Genomic DNA, 20,471 nt, shown 5'->3' on the forward strand with positions numbered 1-20,471 from the left:
CTCCTATCTGGTGATCGCCGTGGTGAATTCGGCGATGCTCATGGCCTTGACCGCATCCCAGTCCCAGTCGATGCCGATGCCGGGTTCGTCGGGCGCCAGCGCATGCCCATCCTCGATGCGCATGTGCTTGCCGGTCAACTGGTCGAGTTGCGGAATGTACTCGACATACCTGCCGTTCTGAACCGCGCAGGTCAAGCTGACATGCAGCTCCATCAGGAAATGCGGGCAGACCGGAATGTCGAAGGCCTCCGCCGCATGGGCGATCTTGAGCCAGGGTGTGATGCCGCCGATGCGGCCGACATCGACCTGTACGATCGAGCAGGCACCTTTCTGCATGTATTCGCGGAAATGGCGTATCGAATAGAGCGATTCGCCAATGGCGATCGGCGTCGGCGTCGAGTTGGACAACCTGATATGGCCGTCAATATCGTCGGCCGGCAGCGGCTCCTCGATCCAGGCGAGGTCGAGTTCGCGCAGCCGCGCCGCGCGCCGGATCGCCTCGTCGACTGAAAACCCCTGGTTGGCGTCGGTCATGATCTCGTAGCCGTCGCCCACCGCCTTGCGCACCGCCGACAGCCGGGCGAGATCCTCCGACCCGTGCGGCCTGCCGATCTTCACCTTCGAGCCGCGAAATCCCATGGCCTTGGCGGCCAGTGCGTCGTCGACAAGTGCCTGTGTCTCGATGTGCAGCCAGCCGCCCTCGGTGGTATAGAGCGGGCAGCGGTCCTTGGCGCCGCCGGCCAGTTTCCACAGCGGCAGATTCTGCTTCTTTGCCCTCATATCCCAGAGCGCCGTATCGATCGCCGCGATCGCAATGGCGGTGATGGCGCCGATGGTGGTCGCATGGGTGGCGAATTCGAGATCGTGCCAGATCGCCTCGATCATGTCGGGGTCGCGGCCGATCAGGCGCGGCGCGAGGTGGTCCGAGAGCAACCGCATCACCGACGAGCCGCCGGTGCCGATGGTGTAACTGTAGCCGGTGCCGACCGCGCCGTCGGAGTCGGTGATCGTGACGATAGGCGTTTCCTGGCTGGCGAAACTCTGGATGGCGTCCGTGCGCTTGACCTTGGGCACGAGGTCCACCATCCGCAGTTCGATCTTCTCGATTCTAGCCATCGGTCAGCTCCGCAATGTCTTTCCGGTCTCGGCGGCGAACAGATGCGCCTGCGACAGGTCGAGGCTCATAAACACCGGCTCGCCCGGCCGCAGCGGGCGCGGGTTCAGCATGCGCGAAACCCAGTCCGTGCCGTTGAACTCGACGAACACCAGCGTCTCGTTGCCGAGCGGCTCGGTGACGGTGATCGGCAGTTCGATCTGATGCACGTCGGCGACGCCGCCGGAGCTGATGCCATGGCCGGTCGGATAGATGTCATCAGGCCGCAGGCCGAACACGACCCTGTCGCCGGTCGCGACATTGGTCTTGAACTGGGCGGGTAGCGGCAGCTTTTCGCCGCTGGCGAAAACCAGCTGGCCGTCATCGACCGTCGCCTCGTGCAAATTCATCGGCGGCGAACCGATGAAGCCGGCGACAAAGCGTGTCGCCGGGCGGCGGAACACCTCGTCGGGCGTGCCGACCTGTTCGATATGGCCGTCGCGCATGATGACGATGCGGTCAGCAAGCGTCATCGCCTCGACCTGGTCGTGGGTGACATAGATCACCGTCGACTGCACCTTGGCATGCAGCTTCTTGATCTCGGTGCGCATCTGCGTTCTGAGCTTGGCGTCCAGATTGGAAAGCGGTTCGTCGAACAGGAACACGTCGGGGTCGCGCACGATGGCGCGGCCCATGGCCACGCGCTGGCGCTGGCCGCCCGACAGTTGCGACGGGCGGCGGTCGAGCAACGTGTCGAGCCCCAGAATGGCCGAGGCCTCGGCGACGCGGCGGTCCATCTCTTCCTTGGCGGCGCCGGCGATCTTCAAGGAGAAGCCGAGGTTCTCGCGCACCGTCATGTGCGGATAGAGTGCATAGGACTGGAACACCATCGAGATGTTGCGCGAGCGCGGCGGCAGGTCGTTGACGATTCGCCCGCCGATCTCGATCGAGCCGGCGCTGATTTCTTCCAGCCCGGCGATCATGCGCAAAGTCGTCGACTTGCCGCAGCCGGACGGGCCGACCAGCGCGATGAACTCGCGGTCGGCGATGTCGAGATCGATGCCGTGCACGATCCCGATATTGCCGTAGCGCTTGGTCAGTTTTTTCAGGGAAACCGTTGCCATGGAATCAGCCTTTCACCGCGCCGGAGGTCAGGCCGCCGACAAGGTGTTTCTGGACGATGTAGGTGAGGGTGAGCGCCGGAATGATCATCACCACGGCCAGCGCGCACATGCCGCGCCAGTCGATGGTGAATTCGGCCGTGTAGTCGAGCAGGCCGACCGGCAGCGTCTTGGCGCTGACCGAGCGGGTCAGTTGCGAAGCCAGCGCGAACTCGTTCCAGCAGGTCAGGAAGGCAAAGATCGCGGCCGACGCGATGCCGGGACCGGCGAGCGGGAACTCGACCTGCCAGAAGGCCTGCCAGCGCGTGCAGCCATCGATCTGTGCTGCCTCCGCGAGGTCTTTCGGCACCTGGCGGAAGAAGCCGTCGATCAGCCAGATGGTGAACGGCACGTTGAGCGCGACATAGGCGAGGATTAGCCCGAAATGCGTGTCGATGATGCCGAGCCGCACATAGAGGAAGAACAAAGGCAGCGACAGTGCGATGCCCGGCACCGTGCGCGTCAGCATCAGGCCGAGGAAGACGCTGGATTTGCCGCGGAAGCGGTAGCGCGCGAAGGCATAGCCGCCGGCCATGCCGATGGCGACCGCAATGATCGTCGAGGTCACCGAGATGATCAGCGAATTGCGGAAATATTCGATGACCGGGATGCCGCCCTTGCCGATCCCTGAGAACATCGAGACATAGGCGTCAAACGAAATCTCCTGCGGGATCCACACAGGCGGCTTGGCCATGATCTCGACGGTCGGCCGCAGCGATGACAGCACGATCCAGAGGCCGGGCAGGCAGATCGTCAGCATCGCCAGGAACAGGCCGATGCGATGGACGATGCCCAGCAGCCGGCGCTTGAGGCGGGCGGAAGAATTCTCGTCCATCACCACTCCGCACCGATCTGCGTGCGCGCCGCGGCGAGCTTGTTGAAGAAATAGACGGTGAAGGCGATCGACAGCAGGATCGAGAAATAGGCCATGGCGTTGGCCATGCCCATGCGTCCGTCGCTGTAGGCGGTGCGCGCCACCAGCGTCCACAACAGCTCGGTTCGGCCCGCCGGTCCGCCATCGGTCATGATCTTGACGATGTCATAGGCGCGCGCGACGTCGAGCGAACGGATGGTCATGGCGATATAGGCGAAAGGCATGACGAACGGCCACGTCACATAGCGGAATGTCTGCCACGGCGTGCAGCCGTCGACGCGCGCCGCCTCGATCGGCTCCTTGGGCATGGCGAGCAGGCCGGCGAGGATCAGAATGGCGAAGATCGCGGTCGACGACCAGATCTCGGCGATCGAGATGGCGATGAAAGCGAGATGGCCCTCGATCAGCCACGGGATCGCGTCCTGCGTGATGCCGAGCGACTGCAGGGCATTGTTCACCAGGCCGATATTGTCGTTGAACATGAACTTGAACTGGAAGCCGACGAGGATCGGCGAGAACATCATCGGAAACATCATCAGCGTGCGCAGGATGCGCTGGCCGCGCGTCGCCTTCTCGACCAGCATGGCGAGCCCCAGGCCGAGCAGCATTTCGAGATTGAGCGCGATGGTCAGCAGCAGCACCGTGCGCCCGAACGCCCACCAGAAATCGGTGTTGGCCAGGATCGAGAGATAGTTCCGCAAGCCGACGAAGACGAAGAACGTTTCGGGCTTGGTCAGGCGGAACGGTGTGAAGCTGGAATAGAGCGACAGAAGCAGCGGCACGACGACGACCGCGGCCAGCACGATGAAGGCTGGAAGCAGCAGCAGGAATGGCGCCGATGGCTTGAAGCCCTTCATCAGAATCCTGTGGGGTTTTGCATTGCGTGGGCGGGGCGCCGAAAGGCGGTGTGCATCGCGGCGCCTCCGACGAGACGCGATCGCCTCCCCCATCATGATGGGGAGGCAGCCTTGGGACGGCTCTAGAGCTTGCCGGCATCCTGCAGGATCTGCGTCGCCTTGGCGGCGGCTTCGTCCAATGCCTGCTTGGAGGTCTTGTCGCCAAGGATTGCAGCCTGCAGTTCCGGATAGACGGCGTTGGAGATTTCGATCCACTCCGGCGTCTGCGGCACGGCGAAGGCGTGCTTGGCTTCTTCCTGGAAGGCGGACAGAACCTCCTTCTTGTAGGGATCGTTCTCGGCCTGCTTCAGGTCCCAGTCCCACACCGCGGTGCGGGTCGGCAGCGGGCCTGCTGCGGCCTCGAGTTTCTGGCTGTCCTCGTTGGTCAACCACCAGACCAGCGAGGCCGCTGCCTCCTTGTGCGGGCAGTTCTCGGTCACCGAGAAGCCGTGGAAACCGGACCAGCCGGTGCGCTTGCCGGAAGAGCCCTTCGGCGCGACCTTCACGCCGACATTGCCCGCAACCTTCGACGATTTCGGATCGTTGAAGAACCCGGCCCAACCCGGCCAATCCAGATTGATGGCGACGGTGCCCGAGGCAAAGCCCTGGCCGAGATCGTCCCAGAGATAGTTGGTCGTTCCGGCCGGCACCGCCTTGGCCTTGTACAGATTGACGAACCAGTCGAGCGCCCGGATACCGGCCTCGGAGTTGAAGACCGGCTTGCCGTCCTTGTCAAGATATTCGCCGCCCTCGGCGACCACCATCTCGTAGAAACGGCCGTTGATCGCCTCTTCCTTGCCGGCGAACTGCGTGCCGTAGAAATTAGGCGGGTTGGCGAAGAACTCGGCCTGGTCGGTGACTTCCTTCCAGCTGTCCGGCGGCACCAGGTCATAGCCGTATTTAGCCTTGAATTTGGTCTTGTTGTCGGCGTTCTCGTAGAGGCTCTTCTGGTAGTAGAGCGCCGAGACGTCGAATTGCGCGCGCGGCAGCATCTCGAGCTTGCCGTCGATGGTTGCCGCCTTGATCGTCGACGGCACGAAGGCGTCGATCTCTTCCTTGGGCAGCAATTTGCTGAGGTCTGTGTAGAGGCCGGTATATTGCGGCGCGAAGGACGAATGGTTCCAGCCGACGCACCAGTTGGTGCTGCCGGAAGCGATGTCGGACTTCAACTCCTTGTCGATGTCGAAGCCATTTTTCTTGGTCAGGATGTTGACCTTGGCGCCGGTCGCCTTCTCCCACTCGGGAATGCGCTCATAGAGCTTTTCATATTGCTGGCCGCCGATCAGTTTCACGTCGACGGTGACGCCTTCGAATTTGCCGGGCAGGTCGCCGGCAAGGGCCGTGCCTGCACCAAATGCAAGCAATGCGCCGGCGGAGACGCCGGAAAGCAGTCTGTTCATTGGTTTCCTCCCTGGGTGCGCCTTAGCGGCGACCGCAACTTGTCCGCGTGACAAGAAACGCTACATTCATATACAAACAAAACATTCATCCGTACGTCAAGGCGAAATTTGTTTCCGCCGGCCGCATTCCTGCGTATATGAAGGGCAGAATTCACTGGAGAAATGCCTCATGGACGACAGCGAAGATGAGCGCTACCGCGCGCCGGCGCTCGACAAGGGGCTCGACATCCTGGAACTGCTGGCAGGTGTCGACGGCGGTCTGACCCAGGCCGAAATCGCCAAGAAACTCGACCGCAGCCCCAACGAATTCTACCGCATGCTCGACCGGCTGGTGCGGCGCGGCTATGTCACAAGGCTTGACGGCGATCGCTATTCACTGACGCTGAAACTGTTCGGCCTGGCGCAATTGCACGCTCCGGTGCGGCGGCTGGTTTCCTACGCGACGCCGTTGATGCGCGAGCTGGCCGAGATCTCGCAGCAGGCCAATCAACTCGTTGTTTTTGATCGCGGTTCCGCCGTCGTCATCGCCCAGCAGGAGGCGCCGAACTATTGGGGCATCTCGATCCGGGTGGGCTCCCACATCAGCCTGTTCGACACTGGTTCGGGTCATGTGCTGCTTGCCTTCCGCTCGCAGGAAGAGCGGCAGATGATGATCTCCGAACATGTCCGCAGCACCGACAAGTCGGCGCAGTCGGCCGAGTTCTTCACCCGGCTCGACCAGATCCGCGACCGTGGCTACGAGATGATGGCCTCGATGCAGACCGCCGGCGTCTTCAACCTGTCGGCACCGGTGCGCAGTTCTGACGGCAAGGCCATCGCCGCCCTGTCCATTCCCTACATCACCGTGGTCAATGCGCCGTCCGCGCCCGATATCACCAGGACCATCGAGCTGCTGCTCGCGACCTGCGAGAAGCTGTCGCATCTGGCCGGGTCGGCTGTAGGGTCGGCAGCATAAATTCTTATTTGAATAAAGAATTCCTCCGTGGGATAATTTAAAAACACTGGAGGGAGGAGCCTCGCCATGATCATCGACACCCATCTGCATCTCATCGATCGCTCGGCCTTGCGCTATCCCTGGCTTGCCGGCGTGCCGCCGCTCAACCGCGATTTCTCCTATGAGGAATACGCTGCCGAGGCGCAACGCGTCGGCGTCGAGCGCGTGCTGCATATGGAGGTCGATGTCGATCCGGCTGACATCGAAGCCGAGACCGCACGTGTCGAAGGTCTGTCGCGGCAGGCTGGCAGCATGCTGGTCGGGGCGATCGCGTCCTGCCGGCCGGAAGACACGAATTTCCCGGCCTATCTCGAAAGGCAGCGGGCAAATCCTTTCGTCAAGGGCTTCCGCCGTGTGCTCCATGTCGTGCCCGACGATCTGTCGGAAGGCGCTGTGTTTCGCGAAAACATCAAGCGGCTTGGCGGCACCGGCCTGACCTTCGATCTCGTCGTGCTGCCGCACCAGATTCCGAAAGCGATAGCGCTGGCCGACCTCGCGCCCGACGTCCAGTTCGTTCTCGACCATTGCGGCGTCCCCGACATCAAGGGCGGAGCCGAGCATCCCTGGCGCGCGCATATGAGCGAGATCGCGCGGCGTCCGAACGTCATGGCCAAGATCTCCGGCGTGGTCGCCTATGCCGATCCCGGCAGCTGGACGGTCGGGTCGCTGCGGCCGTATGTCGAGCACACCATCGCCGCGTTCGGCTGGGACCGTGTCGTCTGGGGCAGCGACTGGCCGGTCTGCACGCTTGGTGGCGGCCTGTCGACCTGGGTGGCGGCGACCCACGCGCTGCTTTCCGGCTGCAGCATCGCGGAGCGCGACCGGTTGCTGTCGGGCAATGCCCGCAAGCTCTGGCGGTTGGAATAGTTGGATTTGCCTCGGCGTCTCGCCGGGGCGTGGCCCAGATGTCCTCTTCCGTCCGGTTTCGTTCAGGCTTCTCCACCGGCGGCGCCGGACACCTGCGCGGGGGCACTCTCCCGAAACAGGCTTATGAGATCGGCAACGACCTCGGCGGCTTTGTGCCTGGAAGTCATGCCGGACAGGATGCGGTCGGACGCTGCCTGCTGGAACGCCATGTAGCCGTCATGACGCGGCCGCACCCATGCACCCTCCAGCGTCGCGCGCGTGTCGCGATAGAAATTGCCGGTCGCTGCGTTGACTGCCTGATCTTCCCAACCAGCCGCATGGCCTGGTTGGCCACCGGCGGCGGCATAGGCGCCGCGCTGCACGTCGCCGCTGGCAACCCAATAGGCGAAGTCCGTCGCTGCATCTTTCGCCTTGGAAAAGGCTGATACCGCTATGCCCGTGCCGCCGAGCGCCGAACCGATTGGGCCGCTGAAGCCGACAGCCGGGATATCGGTGAAGGCCAGCCGGTGCGCGCGAAACTCTGACATCGCATAGGAAACGTAGCCATAGATGAGTGGAGCGCAGACAATGCGGGAACCGGCCTCAGCCATGCGTTCGGAAACCGCGATCGGATCCATCTCCAGACAGGCCGGTTCGACCAGCGCGGCGATCTCCCGCATCATCTCGAAGACTTCGCTGCCCGTCTCGCGCTCGATGAGATCGCGAGACGGATCAGCCGCGCAAGCGTGCCCGAGATTGCCGGCAAGCGTGTAAAACACCATCAGCGCATGCGGCGGCCGCAGCGGCAAAAGCACGCGGCCTTGCCGGGCGAGTTCGAGCACCTCGCTCCAGCGCGCCGGCGGCGCATCGAGCGCGTCCGGCCGCCACGCCTGGACCTGGCTGGCCGCATCGATCGGGAAAGCCCATTGCCGCCCTTGCCAAGCGTAGCTCGGATAGGACTGGCCGACGCTGCCTGAGGCAAGCGCTATGCGCTCCGCCTCGCGGCCGGCGACATCCAGCGGCGCGAGGCAGCGTTCCGCGGTTATCTGGCCGACATGCGGGTGGTCGATGACGATGAGATCATAGGCGCGCGCCAGTTGCTCGACCGGGAAGGATTCGAAATCCTGCAGCGATCGCTTGTCCCATTGGATGGCGACGCCGGTCTTCTGCTGCCAGAGCGACGAGCAGGCGACCATCGGATCGTAGCCGCGCGGGTGGCTCCAGGTCATGCCCTTGAGCGTGGTCACAAGCCGAACTCCTCGCGGATCGCGGCACTGTGCTCGCCGATGCGCGGCGCGGCGCGATCGACCTTGGCCCTGACACCGTCGACCCTGAGCGGCGAACTGGTGGTGAGGATCGAGACATCGTCCTCGCGCGTCACCGTCTGCAGCATGTCGAGCGACTGGAAACCCTCGCTGGCCAGCATCTCCGGCCAGGTCAGCACCTTGGCGCACCAGATGTCGGCGGGCTCAAGAATATCGAGCCATTCGTCGATGGTTTTGCTGGCGATCCGCTGCGCGATGATCGCCTTGATGTCGTCGCGCGCGGTGAACCACGAAGCCGGCCTGTCGCGATAGGGCGCCAGTTCTTCGAGCGACAGCAGGTCGGCGAGTTTCGGGATCGGCGTCATGGCGATGGCGAGATAGCCGTCCTTGGCCGGGTAGACGCCGTAAGGCGCCGAGAGATAGGCATGAGCGCTGCGAAAGCTGGAGCGGCGCGGCAGACGCCGGCCGTCATTGAGATGCGTCGTCAGCACCTCGAACTGGAAGTCGACCAGCGCTTCCAGGAGGCTGGTTTCGATGTGGCTGCCCAGGTCGGTGATGCCGCGCCGCACCAGCGCCGCCAGAATGCCCTGCGCGCAGGCCGCACCCGCCAGCATGTCGCCGATGGCCAGTCCGAAGGGCACCGGTCCCTGGTCCTCATCGCCATTCAGCCACATCACACCGGAGCGCGATTGCGCCAGCAAGTCCTGGCCGGGCCGCTTGACCCATGGACCGTCCTCGCCATAGCCGCTGATCGAGGCATAGACCAAACGCGGATTGATCTTGCGGACGGCCTCATAGTCGAGGCCTAGGCGTTCGATGACGCCGGGCCGGAAATTCTGGATCAGCACATCCGCCTTGGCCAGAAGCCCGCGCAGCGTCTTCAGATCGGCCTCGTTCTTGAGGTCGATGGCAAAGCTCTCCTTGGCGCGGTTGATGGCGTGGAAGATGGTGGAATCGCCGCCGATCTCGGTGTCGCTGAGATAGAGCCGGCGCGACAGGTCGCCGCCATCCGGGCGCTCGATCTTGATGACACGGGCGCCGAGGTCGAGCAGCCGCAGCGAGCAATAAGGCCCGGACAGGAACTGGCTCATGTCGACGACGGTGAGACCGGCAAGCGGCAATTCTGCTGCTGTCGGCATTTCACTTCTCCGTCTTGCCGACGAAATCGGCCGGGTTGCGGTACTTCACCGTCTGCAGATGCTCGCAATAGAGGACCAGCTCGCCTTCGCCCTTGAAGACTTCGTAGCTGGCGCGGATCAGCCCCATCTCCTTGTAGCGCGGCTTCTTGTCGAGGTTGGAGCGGATCGAATAGATCGTGTCGCCAATGAAGACAGGCTTTATGAAACGGAGCTTGTCGTAGCCATAGGAAAAGGCATTGACGCAGTTGGTGGCGACCAGCCCCAGCCCCGCCGAAAAGACGAAAGCGCCGGCGATCAGCCGCTTGCCGAAAATGCCCTCGCTTTCCGCGAACATCTGGTCCTGCACATAGGGGTGTATGTCGAGCACCAGAGTGTTGAACAGGTGGCTGTCGCCCTCCGCCATCGTGCGCCGCAACGAACGGATTTTCTGGCCGACCGGCCAGTCCTCGTAGAACCAGTTCTCGGCGTTCCACACCGGCAGTGCCGCGTGCGCCTCAGGCATGTTCTTGGGGTAGGTCGAGGCGACGCCGACGGTGGGCGCGAAGTCTTTCATGGCTGGCTCCGGCAGTCTCGCAGGAGGCTTAGGTCTGCCATAGGAACACGCCTCAAAGCGCCGGACTGCATGACGTCTCCTCCCGTCAATCTTCTCTTGTAAATAGTATTTTCACATATGGGATTACGTTGCAAGCGAGGACAGGCGAAATTTTGGCCGGTCACGCGCGCTCAAGCGCGGCCGGGCAGGGAGGAAATCATGCGCGATGCCTGACTGGTGTCCGTCGGCAGCCCGAACCGGGAGCCCCCTTACTTCAGCGCGTGGAGGGGCGGCCTCGACAGGGGCATGCCCACGGACATCGGGCGCGCCGTCGATCGGCACGCCGATGTGCGTCAGGATCGTGCGCTGAGGCGCCCGCGACGACCCTTGCGCAACAGTCGGGCTCAGGCCTGTTGGATTGCCGAGAGCTTCCAGTTCGAGCCATTCTGACGCGTGAATGTCCACAGTTCGGTCGTCTCTGTCGGATGGTCTTCGTCGCCCTCGACGACCTTGCCGCTGGCCCGTTCGCGCATCACGTCGCGAGACTCGTAGCGCAGCGCGGCCGTGGCGTAGTCGCGGTCATCCTCGCGCCAGCTTTCGGCGATGTCGGCCTGCAGCAAGGTGATGTCGGAGACCTCGTTCCTGAGACCTTTCTGGGCATTGTCGGCCAGTTCTTCCGAGAGATAGGACACCATCTCGGGCGTTGTCGCCCGGCGGAGCGCAGCATGGTCTTCGCGCCCGAATGCTTCCTGGACTTCGGTCAACAATTGCTGGAAGGCATCGAGGTCGCTCTGAGCCAGCGTGATCTCCTCGGAGACATCAGCCGGAGAGCCTCCGCCCGAACCGCCGCCAAAGCCGGGGATTGTGAACGAGCCTGCCGTCTGCTGCTGTGCCGCAGCGCGGTTCTCAAATCGCGGCGCCTGGGCATTGCCGGCACCGGCGAGCGCCGGGGCAGGGCCACGTGCCGATTGCGAGCGGAAGAAGCGGATGGCCAGCATGATCGCGCCACCGATCAGCAGGGCCTGAAGCAGGAAGCCGAACATGCCGGCCAGACCGCCGAACCCTTGGCCCACGAGCAGGCCGATCAGGCCACCGATCAGCAGGCCGCGCATCATCGTTCCGCCAAAACCGCTCATGAAGCCGGGCCGCTGCGGGCCGGCCTGCGGCTGTCGGGCGGCAGAGTTCACACCGGTGTTGGGTGTCATCGAACGCTCGACCGGAGCGGTCGCCGCCGGCGCGGTCCTGGTCGGCGGCGCCGACTGGAACGTGCGCGTGCCGCGACTGCCGAAACTGCCGCCGCGCCGAGCCTCGGCATGATCGATCGCGACCATGGAGAATGCGAGGAACAGTCCGGCAAACAGGGCTGCAAATCGGCTGGTGCGAGACATCATCGGAGATGAACCTTTATCGATGTGGTTTTGGAAATTTTCAGCAGGCGCCGGGCGTCATGCGGTCAATCGAACAATTCTTCGAAGAAGGATTTCTTGCGCTTGGGATAGCGCTGGCCCTGCGAGCGCGAATAATCCTCATCGCGGCCATGTTGCGGCTGGGAGAAGGTTGTCGGCTGGGGCTGCGGCGCGGGTGACGCCTCCCTGCCGGAACGCTCGATGATCTTGTCGAGTTCGCCTCGATCAAGCCAGACGCCGCGGCACTGCGGACAATAGTCGATCTCGATGCCCTGGCGTTCGCTCATCACGAGCGCGACGCGGCAGGAGGGGCAAACCAAACCAAGGAGAGAAGATGTCATACGGGGCTCCAAACCGAAAGGATTGAGCCCGCTTGACCGAAAAGTGGAAACGGGCCCGTTAAAGCGGTCCGACATCACAATCACCAGAAGCGATCGTCAGAGGGGCCCGGCCCGCACCAGACAGTTAGGAATGCGGAGCCAGGCCTTCAAGGGCGATATTGCCGGCAAGAATGATTTGTCCTTGCCGTTGCTCAGACCGTCACGACGATCTTGCCGAACTGCTCGTTCGATTCGAGGTACCGGTGCGCCTCGACGATCTGGTCGAAGGCAAAGGTCCTGTCGATGATCGGCCTCAGCGTGCCCGTCTCCAGGCCTTCGAGGATGAACGCCTTGGCGGTCTCCAGCTTCTCTGGGGCGCCGGTGATCTCGTGCACGAGATAGCCACGCAGCGTCAGCGTCTTGCCCAACACGGCAGCCAAGGGGAACGGCGTCGGCTCGCGGCTCAACCCGCCATATTCGATGAGAATGCCGCCCTTTGACATTGCCGCCGTCAGCGGCTCGAAGATCGGACCGCCAATTGCATCGAGCACGACGCGCACGCCTTGCGGTCCCGCGATCTCGCTCAACCTTGCGGCGAGATCCTCCTCGGCCAGGACGACAACATGCGCCGCTCCGGCATCGAGCAAGGCCTGTTTCTTGACCGATGTCCGCGTCACCGCGATCGCCGTCGCGCCAATTTTGTTGGCGATCTGGATCGCGGCAAGCCCGACGCTGCTTGAGGCCGCGGTGATGACGACAGCGTCTCCGTTGCTCAGTCTGGCGATATCGATCAGGGCGCCATAGGCGGTGAGATATTGCATCCAGACAGCGGCCGCCGTCTGCCAGTCGAGCGACGGTGGGTGCTTGACGATGAGCCCGGCGGGATAAGTGGCCAACTCGCCGTAAGCCGGCCAGCGAACCATCGATTGCGGCGGGATGACACTGACCGCGTCGCCCGGGACGAAATCCTTCACGCCTTCGCCGACTGTTTCGACAACCCCCGCCGCTTCAAGGCCAAGCCCAGAGGGCAGGGCGGGTGTCTCGATATAGCTGCCCGCGCGCAGCAGCGCCTCGGCGCGGTTGAGGCCGAGTGCCTTGACGCGGATTTGAACCTCGCCCGGACCCGGTGGAGGGAGGTCGACATCCTCGATGCGCAGGACTTCGGGACCACCATGCCGGTGGAAGCGGACAATACGTGCCATTCGGGTTACTCCAAATTATCTGAACCGAATGAGCTATGCGGCCAAAGATTTCATGGATAAATGGGCGTAGGGATAAAGGAGTAGAAACCAAAGGTTTCGAATATGGATAGGCTCGAGAGCATGGCCGTGTTCGTCAAGGCGGTCGACCTTGGCTCGTTCGCGGCTGCGGCGGTGGCGCTCGACCTGTCGGGGCCGATGGTGGGCAAGCATGTCCGCTTTCTCGAAGACCGGCTGGGCGTGCGCCTCATCAACCGCACCACGCGCCGCCAGAGTCTGACCGATTTCGGCCGCGCCTATTACGAACGCTGCCGCATCGTGCTGGCCGAGGCCGAAGCCGCCGATGCGCTGGCCGCCGACCAGTTTTCAGAACCGAGAGGCAGACTGCGCGTCACCATGCCGGCGCATTTCGGCCGCCACTGCGTCACCCCCGTGCTGCTGAAACTGGCGCGGCACTATCCGATGCTGGAACTCGACCTGTCGCTCAGCGACCGCTTCGCCGATCTCGCCGAGGATGGCTTTGACCTTGCCATCCGCACCGGCGATCTGGACGACAAGGCCGGCGTGATCGCGCGGCGTGTCGCGCGGCAGGGCATGGTCGTCTGCGCCGCGCCCTCCTATCTCGGACTTCACGGCGAGCCGCGGCGGATCGAAGACCTTGCCGATCATCAGGCGATCGTCTACCGCCGGCTCGGCCAGGTCGTTCAGCCCTGGCTGTTTGCGCACGAGGGGCAACCCGCACGGGAGATCATGCCGACCGGCCGCCTGCGGCTCGATGATCTCGATGCCATCGCCGATGCAGCGGTCGAAGGCATGGGGCTGGCGTGGCTGCCGTGGTGGCTGGTCCGCCAGCGCATAGAGGCCGGTGCGCTGGTCGCCCTGTTGCCGGATCAGCCGCGCTATCTCTACGACTGCCATGCGCTTTGGCTGCAGACGCCGCATCTGCCGCTCAAGGTCCGGCTCGCCGTCGATGCGCTAGCGGCCGCCTTGCCGAAACTGATAGGCTGATTACCAACAGATCAGGCTTGCGCTCTTTGAGGCGCCGCTTTCCAATGCCATATGAAGGCGCAACGTGCGCATTGCAGGAGAGGCGGTTCATGACCAAGGGTTCGGATCTGTTCGTGGCGGCTCTCGAGAATGAAGGGGTCGACCGGATTTTCGGCATTCCGGGCGAGGAGAATCTCGACATCGTCGAATCCATCCGCCGCTCGTCGATCCAGCTGATCCTGACCCGCCACGAGCAGGCGGCCGCCTTCATGGCCGCCACCTATGGCAGGCTCACCGGCAAGGCGGCCGTGTGCATCACCACGCTTGGCCCCGGCGCGCTCAACCTGACGACCGGCGCCGCCTATGCGCTGCTCGGCGCGATGCCAATGATCATGATCACCGGCCAGAAGGGCATATTGTCATCGCGCCAGGCGCGCTTCCAGATCGTCGACATCGTCGCCGCCATGAAGCCGCTGACCAAGCTGTCGCGCCAGATCGTCTCGCCGAAGATGATCCCGTCGCTGGTGCGCGAGGCCTTCCGCGTCGCCCAGGAAGAGCGGCCCGGCCCGGTGCATCTGGAACTGCCGGAAGACATTGCCGCGGCCGAGTGCGAGCCTGTGGCGCTGGTGCCGACGCATCCGGTCGAACTGCCGCTCGCCAGCCCGGGCGCGCTCGATCGCGCCGCCCGAATGATCATGGAGGCCAAACGTCCGCTGCTGATGTTCGGCGCGGCGGCGTCGCGGCCGCGCGTAACCCCCGATGTCGCCCAGTTCGTTCTGCGCACGCAAATACCCTATTTCACCACGCAGATGGGCAAGGGCACTGTGCCCGGCGGCACCGAGCTCTACATGGGGACGGCGGCACTGTCGGAGCGCGACTATGTTCACGAGGCCATCGAACAGGCCGATCTGATCATCACCATCGGCCATGACACGGTTGAGAAGCCGCCCTTCATCATGGGCGCCAACGGACCGAAGGTCATCCATGTCGGCTATCATTCGGCCGATGTCGAGCAGGTCTACTTCCCGCAGGCCGAGATCGTCGGCGATCTCGGCCCGTCGCTGGCGCTGCTGGCTGACCGCATCGAGGGCAAGATCCCCAACGCGCAGGCCCTGCTGCCGCTGCGAGAGGGCATTTTGAGCCGGATTGCCGCGCGCGCCACCGAAGACCGCTTCACGCCGCAGCGCATCGTGCATGATGTGCGCGCCGTGATGCCGGCGGACGGGATCCTCGCCCTCGACAACGGCATGTACAAGATCTGGTTCGCCCGCAACTACCGTACGCGCATGGCGAACACGCTGCTGCTCGACAACGCGCTGGCCACCATGGGCGCCGGCCTGCCGTCGGCGATGATGGCGTCGCTGCTCTATCCCAAGCGCCGCGTCATGGCCATTTGCGGCGACGGCGGCTTCATGATGAACAGCCAGGAGCTTGAGACCGCCGTCCGGCTGAAGCTCAACCTCGTCATCCTGCTGCTGGAAGACCATGCCTATGGCATGATCCGCTGGAAGCAGGCGGTCGACGAATTCCCGGATTTCGGCATGACCTTCGGCAATCCCGATTTCGTCAAATACGCCGAGGCCTATGGCGCCAAGGGGACCAGTGTTACGGAAATCGCCGATTTGCGGCCGGCGCTGGAACAGGCCTTCACCGGCGGCGGCGTGCATCTCGTCGTCGTGCCGATCGACTATTCCGAAAACACCAGGGTGCTTGTCGACGAATTGCGCGAGCGGCTGCCGGCGCCGCGGACGTCCTGACGGCAGCGGCAAAGCCGCCGTCAGGACCTCTCGGGGTGTAAGATCCTACACTTTGCAGTAAGGCGTGACAGGCATGATGGCGCCGAAAATCCCTGGCGGTCTCATCTGGCGCCGGGCACCCATTCCGTTTCGATCAGCGGGATTTGCGGGGCGGCATCGCGCGGCAGGGTTCCCTTGATCCGGGGATCGTCGGTGATTTCGAAACCGGCCGCATAGGGCTCAAACCCGCAAGCCTGGTAGAAACCGATGACGCCGTGATGGTCGATGCTGCTGGTGTGCAGCCAGATGCGGCCGGGGTCGAGGCGCCATGCCTGGTCGAGCGCACCGGCCATCAGCCGCTTGCCGAGGCCCCGGCCGGTCAAGGCGGGCAACAGGCCGAAATAGGTGATCTCGATCTCGTTGTTGTCGTCCATGCGGAACTCGACCATGCCGACATGGCCGCCGCTTTCATCATGGCCGTAATAGAGATGCTGGCGCGGGTCGGCGAAATGCGCTGATATTTCGGCATCCGACATTTCGGCGGCGCGGTCCCACAGCCAGGGAGCGCCGATCTCGAGGAAGATCGCGCGGTAGGCGGCGGTGTCGGGCTCGGAGATCCGGGTCATTGCGAGGGGCTTGGCGAGGTCAGGCCTCGGCGCGCGCGCTTCCATCCATGTCACCGCATTGACGATCTTGCCGGCCGGCACGCGCCGGTAGCCGTCCGCGAGATCGGTGACTTCATCCGGCAATGGGCCTTCGGTGACCAGCATCTGTCCTCGATCTCTGCCATGCAGCTTTGCTGGCATGCAGGAAGCTGATGCCAACTCTGCGCCCGCCTGCCAAGAGCTTCCCGGGTTGGGCTATGGTTTTGGCCAGACCTGTCTCCTTGGCTTTTCAGGAAATGGCATATGAGATATGATACACCATTCACGAGAAAGCGGAAATATGATGCCTGAGCGAATTGCCGACGAAGCCATTTTGCGCGCGGTCGATAATGGCTTCGCGCGGCAAGTCGCGTTCCTGGCGGACCTCGTGCGCTTTCCTTCCCAGCGCGGCGAGGAGCACGCGGCGCAATGCTTCATGGCGGCCGCCTATGAGGCCGATGGCTATGCGGTCGACATGTGGCGCGTCGATGTCGACGCGATCAGCGACCTTCCGGGGTTTTCACCGGTTGCGGTCTCCTATGACGATGCCTTCAATGTCGTCGCCACCCACACGCCGAGAAACGCCACCGGCCGTTCGCTGATCCTCAACGGCCATATCGATGTGGTGCCGACGGGGCCGCTCGACCGCTGGGTGCGCGACCCCTACGATCCGGCCATCGAAGACGGCTGGATGCATGGCCGCGGCGCCGGCGACATGAAGGCCGGCCTGTCGGCCTGTCTCTACGCGCTCGCCGCCTTGCGCAGCCTCGGCTACCAGCCGGCCGCGAATGTGTACCTCCAGTCGGTAGTCGAGGAGGAGTGCACCGGCAATGGCGCGCTCGCTTGCCTGCAACGCGGCTACCGCGCCGACGCCGCCTTCATTCCCGAGCCCTTGGAACCGAGGCTGATGCGCGCACAGGTCGGGCCGATCTGGTTCAGGGTCGAGGTCGACGGCGATCCGCAGCATGCCTCGGGCGCTTTCTCGGCCGGCGCCAATGCCATCGAAAAGGCGTTCCTCGTCATCCAGGCGCTGAAGCAGCTCGAAATCGTCTGGAACGCCCGCAAGGTGGACGACAAGCATTTCTGCGATCATCCGCATCCGATCCGCTTCAACCTCGGCAAGATCGAGGGCGGCGAATGGACATCGAGCGTTCCGGCGCGCTGTGTCTTCGAGATGCGAGTCGCCACCTATCCCGGCCAGAAGCTCGAGGATGCCAGGGCCGAACTCGAAGCCTGGATCGCCGATGTGGCACGCGACGATCCGTTCCTGGCCAATCGCCCGCCCAAGATGAGCTATAATGGTTTCATGGCCGAGGGCTATGTTCTGGAAGGTGCCGACGAGATGGAAGCCGTGCTGCGCCGCAGCCATGTCGCCGTGTGGGGCGAGCCGCTGACGGAACATGTCACCTCGGCGACCACGGATGCGCGCTTCTTCGGCCTCTATGCCGACACGCCGGCGATCGTCTATGGCCCGATCTGCCGCATGCCGCATGGCTATGACGAGGCCGTCGATCTCGACTCGGTGCGCAAGGTCACGCAGACCATCGCGCTGTTCATCGCCGACTGGTGCGGTCTCGAGCCGATCGATCCGGAGACGAGCTCGTGAATGCGCCCGTACCTGGCGGTTTCGGCGAAACGCTCGCCGAGGACGCGCCTGACGTTTCGATCGCCGACGCGCTTGCCATCTTGCGCCGGCACTACGGCCTGACTGGCAGCGCGCGTCCGCTGCCAGGCGAACGCGACCACAATTTCCACATCCAGACTGAAGGCGAGGGCGAGTTCGTCCTCAAGGTTTCCCACCCGGCGGAGGAGGCCGGCTTCACCGATTTCCAGAACAAGGCTCTCGACCATATCCTGGCGGTCGACCCGACCTTGCCGGTTCCTTCGGTGCGCAAGAGCCTCGAGGGCGAAGTGCAGTTCACGGTCAGCGTCGGCGGGTCGGCGCCGCGCATCATCCGGCTGGTCACCTATATGCCCGGCCAGTTGCTGTCGCGCTCGCCCACGTCGGCGGCGCAGGATCGCAATCTCGGCATTTTCCTTGCTCGCCTAGGCCGGGCACTGCGCGGTTTCTTCCATCCGGCCGCCGGCAGCGACCTGCTCTGGGACATCCGCAAGGTCGCCAAGACGCGGCCGATGCTGGCTTATATCGCCGATGCCGGCCACCGGGCCATGGTCGAGCGCGTCATCGATGCCTTCGAGGAGCACGCGGCGCCGGTCATTCCGAGCCTGCGCGCCCAGATCGTCCACAACGACATGAATTCCTACAATGTGGTGATGGATGCGTCGCGGCCTGAGGTGGTGAGCGGCATCCTCGATTTCGGCGACATGATCCATTCGCCGCTGATCTGCGACCTCGCCATCGGCGCCGTCTACCGCTGGCCGGCTGAAGGTCATCCGCTGGCGCCGGCCGCGCGCTTCGTCGCCGGCTATCAATCGGTACAGCCGCTGGAGGCCGAAGAGATCGGGATTCTTTTCGATCTGATCCGCGCCCGCCTCGCGCTCATCGCCAACATCGCCAGCTGGCAGGCGGAACGGTTCCCGGCCAAGCGCGACTATGTGCTGCGCCTCATCACCGAGGTCTGGACTTCGCTCGAACGGCTGGACGGGCTGTCGTCCGCCGAAGCCCGCCGCTATTTTCTCGACCATTCCAATCCGGAGTAGATGCTCGTGTCTCAGTCCTCACCCACCTTTGCCGACACTGACGCTTCGGCACGGGATCGCGCATTGCTCGAACGCCGCGCCAGGTTGCTTGGGCCGACCTACCGCGCCTTCTACCGCAACCCGATCCATCTGGTGCGCGGCAGCGGTGTCTGGCTCTACGATGCAAGAGGGCGCAAATTCCTCGACGCCTACAACAATGTCGCCTCGGTCGGGCACTGCCATCCGCGCGTCGTCGAGGCGCTGTCGGGACAGGCCGCCACGCTCAACACGCACACGCGCTACTTGAGCGAGATCATCCTCGACTACGCCGAAAGACTGCTCGGCACGGTTCCCGCCCATCTCGGCCACGCCATGTTCACCTGCACCGGCAGCGAGGCCAACGATTTGGCCATCCGCATCGCCCAGCATTCGAGCGGCGGCACCGGCGTGATCATCACCGATTTCGCCTATCACGGCGCCACGATCGCCACCGCGCAGCTGTCGCCGGCCGCGGTCGGCGCCAAGGGCGTGCCCGTGCACCATCGGGCCGTGGCCGCGCCGGACACGTTCCGCGACCACGGCAGGGCCGCGCATGATTTCGCCAGGAATGTCGCCGCCGCCATCGATGACATGCGTGCGCAGAACATCCGTCCGGCAGCGCTGCTGCTCGACTCGGCCTTTTCCAGCGACGGCATTTTCTTCCCCGATGCGGCTGTCATGCGCGAGGCGGCGGATCATGTGAGAAAGGCCGGCGGCATCGTCATCGCCGACGAGGTCCAGTCCGGCTTTGGCCGCCTTGGCCAGGGCATGTGGGGCTTTGCCAATTATGGAATCGAACCCGACATCGTCACCATGGGCAAGCCGATAGGTGACGGGCATCCGATGGGCGCGGTGCTGGTGCGGCCGCGGCTTGTTTCATCCTTCGGCTCCAACACTGGCTACTTCAACACCTTCGGCGGCAATCCGGTCGCGGCCGCCGTCGGCATCGCCGTTCTGGACGTGATCGAAGGCGAGGGGCTGATCGAGAACGCGCGCAATATCGGCGCCTATACGGCTGACCTGCTGCGCGCGCTGCAGGGCCGGCACGGCATGGTCGGCGACGTCAGGCACAACGGCCTCTATTTCGGCGTCGAACTGACAGCGGATGGCGACGAATCGCTGGCCGCCAGCAAGACATCGGCGGTCGTCGAAGCCATGCGCGAGGATGGCGTGCTGATCTCGTCCTGCGGCCCGCGAGGCAACGTGCTGAAGATCAGGCCGCCTCTGCCCTTTGCCAGGGACAATGCCGAGCAACTGGCCGAGACGCTCGATCGCGCTTTGTCGAACTGGTGATCGGAACG

The 20,471-nt window shown here is 64.0% G+C and carries 19 protein-coding genes; 7 read left to right on the top strand and 12 right to left on the bottom strand.

Annotated features, from left to right (window positions below; translation table 11 throughout):
* Nucleotides 1-3 precede the first annotated feature (3 nt).
* From QQK95_RS05955 to QQK95_RS05975, 5 genes are all read right to left on the bottom strand, one after another.
* Nucleotides 4-1,116 carry a mandelate racemase/muconate lactonizing enzyme family protein gene (locus QQK95_RS05955; protein ID WP_284269866.1) on the bottom strand — a complete coding sequence of 371 codons (1,113 nt, stop codon included), beginning with the start codon at nucleotides 1,114-1,116 and terminating at the stop codon, nucleotides 4-6.
* A gap of 3 nt (nucleotides 1,117-1,119) precedes the next feature.
* Entirely contained in the window at nucleotides 1,120-2,217 is a 1,098-nt protein-coding gene (locus QQK95_RS05960) for an ABC transporter ATP-binding protein (protein ID WP_284269867.1), read from the bottom strand.
* A 4-nt stretch (nucleotides 2,218-2,221) separates the two neighbouring features.
* Nucleotides 2,222-3,088 carry a carbohydrate ABC transporter permease gene (locus tag QQK95_RS05965; RefSeq protein WP_284269868.1) on the bottom strand — a complete coding sequence of 289 codons (867 nt, stop codon included), beginning with the start codon at nucleotides 3,086-3,088 and terminating at the stop codon, nucleotides 2,222-2,224.
* Nucleotides 3,088-3,984, bottom strand: a complete 897-nt coding sequence (locus tag QQK95_RS05970) for a carbohydrate ABC transporter permease (protein WP_284269869.1) — start codon at nucleotides 3,982-3,984, stop codon at nucleotides 3,088-3,090. Before QQK95_RS05970 ends, QQK95_RS05965 begins: the two co-directional genes overlap by 1 nt.
* 122 nt (nucleotides 3,985-4,106) lie before the next feature.
* Nucleotides 4,107-5,423: an ABC transporter substrate-binding protein gene (locus QQK95_RS05975; RefSeq protein ID WP_284269870.1), complete on the bottom strand. Its 1,317-nt coding sequence runs from the start codon at nucleotides 5,421-5,423 to the stop codon at nucleotides 4,107-4,109.
* Nucleotides 5,424-5,592: 169 nt separating this feature from the next.
* Between QQK95_RS05975 and QQK95_RS05980 the strand changes: the two genes are divergently transcribed.
* Nucleotides 5,593-6,378, top strand: a complete 786-nt coding sequence (locus QQK95_RS05980) for an IclR family transcriptional regulator (protein WP_284269871.1) — start codon at nucleotides 5,593-5,595, stop codon at nucleotides 6,376-6,378.
* 66 nt (nucleotides 6,379-6,444) lie between these two features.
* Nucleotides 6,445-7,284 carry an amidohydrolase family protein gene (locus QQK95_RS05985; RefSeq protein WP_284269872.1) on the top strand — a complete coding sequence of 280 codons (840 nt, stop codon included), beginning with the start codon at nucleotides 6,445-6,447 and terminating at the stop codon, nucleotides 7,282-7,284.
* Between the two features lie 62 nt (nucleotides 7,285-7,346).
* Here the strand turns inward: QQK95_RS05985 and QQK95_RS05990 are convergent, their stop codons facing one another.
* The 6 genes from QQK95_RS05990 to QQK95_RS06015 all read right to left on the bottom strand — a co-directional run bounded on the left by QQK95_RS05990 (nucleotide 7,347) and on the right by QQK95_RS06015 (nucleotide 13,127).
* A complete protein-coding gene (locus QQK95_RS05990) occupies nucleotides 7,347-8,492 on the bottom strand; it encodes an extracellular solute-binding protein (protein ID WP_284270552.1) in 1,146 nt (381 codons plus the stop codon).
* A 14-nt stretch (nucleotides 8,493-8,506) separates the two neighbouring features.
* Nucleotides 8,507-9,667: a CaiB/BaiF CoA transferase family protein gene (locus QQK95_RS05995; protein ID WP_284269873.1), complete on the bottom strand. Its 1,161-nt coding sequence runs from the start codon at nucleotides 9,665-9,667 to the stop codon at nucleotides 8,507-8,509.
* Nucleotide 9,668: 1 nt separating this feature from the next.
* Nucleotides 9,669-10,220 carry a MaoC family dehydratase gene (locus tag QQK95_RS06000; protein WP_284269874.1) on the bottom strand — a complete coding sequence of 184 codons (552 nt, stop codon included), beginning with the start codon at nucleotides 10,218-10,220 and terminating at the stop codon, nucleotides 9,669-9,671.
* A gap of 383 nt (nucleotides 10,221-10,603) precedes the next feature.
* Nucleotides 10,604-11,590, bottom strand: coding sequence for a Tim44 domain-containing protein (locus QQK95_RS06005; protein WP_284269875.1), 987 nt, complete (start codon nucleotides 11,588-11,590; stop codon nucleotides 10,604-10,606).
* A gap of 62 nt (nucleotides 11,591-11,652) precedes the next feature.
* On the bottom strand, nucleotides 11,653-11,946 hold the full coding sequence (locus tag QQK95_RS06010) for a TFIIB-type zinc ribbon-containing protein (protein ID WP_284269876.1): 294 nt from the start codon (nucleotides 11,944-11,946) through the stop codon (nucleotides 11,653-11,655).
* 191 nt (nucleotides 11,947-12,137) lie between these two features.
* Nucleotides 12,138-13,127 carry a zinc-dependent alcohol dehydrogenase family protein gene (locus QQK95_RS06015; protein ID WP_284269878.1) on the bottom strand — a complete coding sequence of 330 codons (990 nt, stop codon included), beginning with the start codon at nucleotides 13,125-13,127 and terminating at the stop codon, nucleotides 12,138-12,140.
* Nucleotides 13,128-13,229: 102 nt separating this feature from the next.
* On the opposite strand from QQK95_RS06015, the gene QQK95_RS06020 reads away from it, so the two are divergent.
* The gene (locus QQK95_RS06020) at nucleotides 13,230-14,132 is read left to right on the top strand and encodes a LysR family transcriptional regulator (protein ID WP_284269879.1); all 903 of its coding nucleotides are present in this window, start codon (nucleotides 13,230-13,232) and stop codon (nucleotides 14,130-14,132) included.
* Nucleotides 14,133-14,221: 89 nt separating this feature from the next.
* Nucleotides 14,222-15,868: an acetolactate synthase large subunit gene (locus QQK95_RS06025; RefSeq protein ID WP_284269882.1), complete on the top strand. Its 1,647-nt coding sequence runs from the start codon at nucleotides 14,222-14,224 to the stop codon at nucleotides 15,866-15,868.
* 101 nt (nucleotides 15,869-15,969) lie between these two features.
* Here the strand turns inward: QQK95_RS06025 and QQK95_RS06030 are convergent, their stop codons facing one another.
* Entirely contained in the window at nucleotides 15,970-16,617 is a 648-nt protein-coding gene (locus QQK95_RS06030) for a GNAT family N-acetyltransferase (protein WP_284269883.1), read from the bottom strand.
* Between the two features lie 178 nt (nucleotides 16,618-16,795).
* Here QQK95_RS06030 and QQK95_RS06035 point away from each other — a divergent pair, with 178 nt between their 5' ends.
* Genes QQK95_RS06035 through QQK95_RS06045 form a run of 3 tightly spaced genes read left to right on the top strand, consistent with a single transcriptional unit; the run spans nucleotide 16,796 to nucleotide 20,463 of the window.
* Complete coding sequence (locus QQK95_RS06035; RefSeq protein ID WP_284269884.1) at nucleotides 16,796-18,097, top strand: ArgE/DapE family deacylase; 1,302 nt, start codon at nucleotides 16,796-16,798, stop codon at nucleotides 18,095-18,097.
* A complete protein-coding gene (locus tag QQK95_RS06040) occupies nucleotides 18,094-19,152 on the top strand; it encodes a phosphotransferase (protein WP_284269886.1) in 1,059 nt (352 codons plus the stop codon). Before QQK95_RS06035 ends, QQK95_RS06040 begins: the two co-directional genes overlap by 4 nt.
* Nucleotides 19,153-20,463 (top strand): aspartate aminotransferase family protein, encoded by a 1,311-nt coding sequence (locus tag QQK95_RS06045; protein ID WP_284269887.1) that lies wholly within the window; start codon nucleotides 19,153-19,155, stop codon nucleotides 20,461-20,463.
* Nucleotides 20,464-20,471 lie beyond the last annotated feature (8 nt).

The organism is Mesorhizobium huakuii, assembly GCF_030160235.1.
Classification (GTDB): Bacteria; Pseudomonadota; Alphaproteobacteria; order Rhizobiales; family Rhizobiaceae; genus Mesorhizobium; species Mesorhizobium huakuii.

Bases quoted from the DNA above. Each gene is read 5' to 3' on its own strand.
- QQK95_RS05955 (WP_284269866.1), bottom strand. From the start codon at position 1,116: ATGGCTAGAATCGAGAAGATCGAACTGCGGATGGTGGACCTCGTGCCC.
- QQK95_RS05960 (WP_284269867.1), bottom strand. From the start codon at position 2,217: ATGGCAACGGTTTCCCTGAAAAAACTGACCAAGCGCTACGGCAATATC.
- QQK95_RS05965 (WP_284269868.1), bottom strand. From the start codon at position 3,088: ATGGACGAGAATTCTTCCGCCCGCCTCAAGCGCCGGCTGCTGGGCATC.
- QQK95_RS05970 (WP_284269869.1), bottom strand. From the start codon at position 3,984: ATGAAGGGCTTCAAGCCATCGGCGCCATTCCTGCTGCTGCTTCCAGCC.
- QQK95_RS05975 (WP_284269870.1), bottom strand. From the start codon at position 5,423: ATGAACAGACTGCTTTCCGGCGTCTCCGCCGGCGCATTGCTTGCATTT.
- QQK95_RS05980 (WP_284269871.1), top strand. From the start codon at position 5,593: ATGGACGACAGCGAAGATGAGCGCTACCGCGCGCCGGCGCTCGACAAG.
- QQK95_RS05985 (WP_284269872.1), top strand. From the start codon at position 6,445: ATGATCATCGACACCCATCTGCATCTCATCGATCGCTCGGCCTTGCGC.
- QQK95_RS05990 (WP_284270552.1), bottom strand. From the start codon at position 8,492: ATGACCTGGAGCCACCCGCGCGGCTACGATCCGATGGTCGCCTGCTCG.
- QQK95_RS05995 (WP_284269873.1), bottom strand. From the start codon at position 9,667: ATGCCGACAGCAGCAGAATTGCCGCTTGCCGGTCTCACCGTCGTCGAC.
- QQK95_RS06000 (WP_284269874.1), bottom strand. From the start codon at position 10,220: ATGAAAGACTTCGCGCCCACCGTCGGCGTCGCCTCGACCTACCCCAAG.
- QQK95_RS06005 (WP_284269875.1), bottom strand. From the start codon at position 11,590: ATGATGTCTCGCACCAGCCGATTTGCAGCCCTGTTTGCCGGACTGTTC.
- QQK95_RS06010 (WP_284269876.1), bottom strand. From the start codon at position 11,946: ATGACATCTTCTCTCCTTGGTTTGGTTTGCCCCTCCTGCCGCGTCGCG.
- QQK95_RS06015 (WP_284269878.1), bottom strand. From the start codon at position 13,127: ATGGCACGTATTGTCCGCTTCCACCGGCATGGTGGTCCCGAAGTCCTG.
- QQK95_RS06020 (WP_284269879.1), top strand. From the start codon at position 13,230: ATGGATAGGCTCGAGAGCATGGCCGTGTTCGTCAAGGCGGTCGACCTT.
- QQK95_RS06025 (WP_284269882.1), top strand. From the start codon at position 14,222: ATGACCAAGGGTTCGGATCTGTTCGTGGCGGCTCTCGAGAATGAAGGG.
- QQK95_RS06030 (WP_284269883.1), bottom strand. From the start codon at position 16,617: ATGCTGGTCACCGAAGGCCCATTGCCGGATGAAGTCACCGATCTCGCG.
- QQK95_RS06035 (WP_284269884.1), top strand. From the start codon at position 16,796: ATGCCTGAGCGAATTGCCGACGAAGCCATTTTGCGCGCGGTCGATAAT.
- QQK95_RS06045 (WP_284269887.1), top strand. From the start codon at position 19,153: ATGCTCGTGTCTCAGTCCTCACCCACCTTTGCCGACACTGACGCTTCG.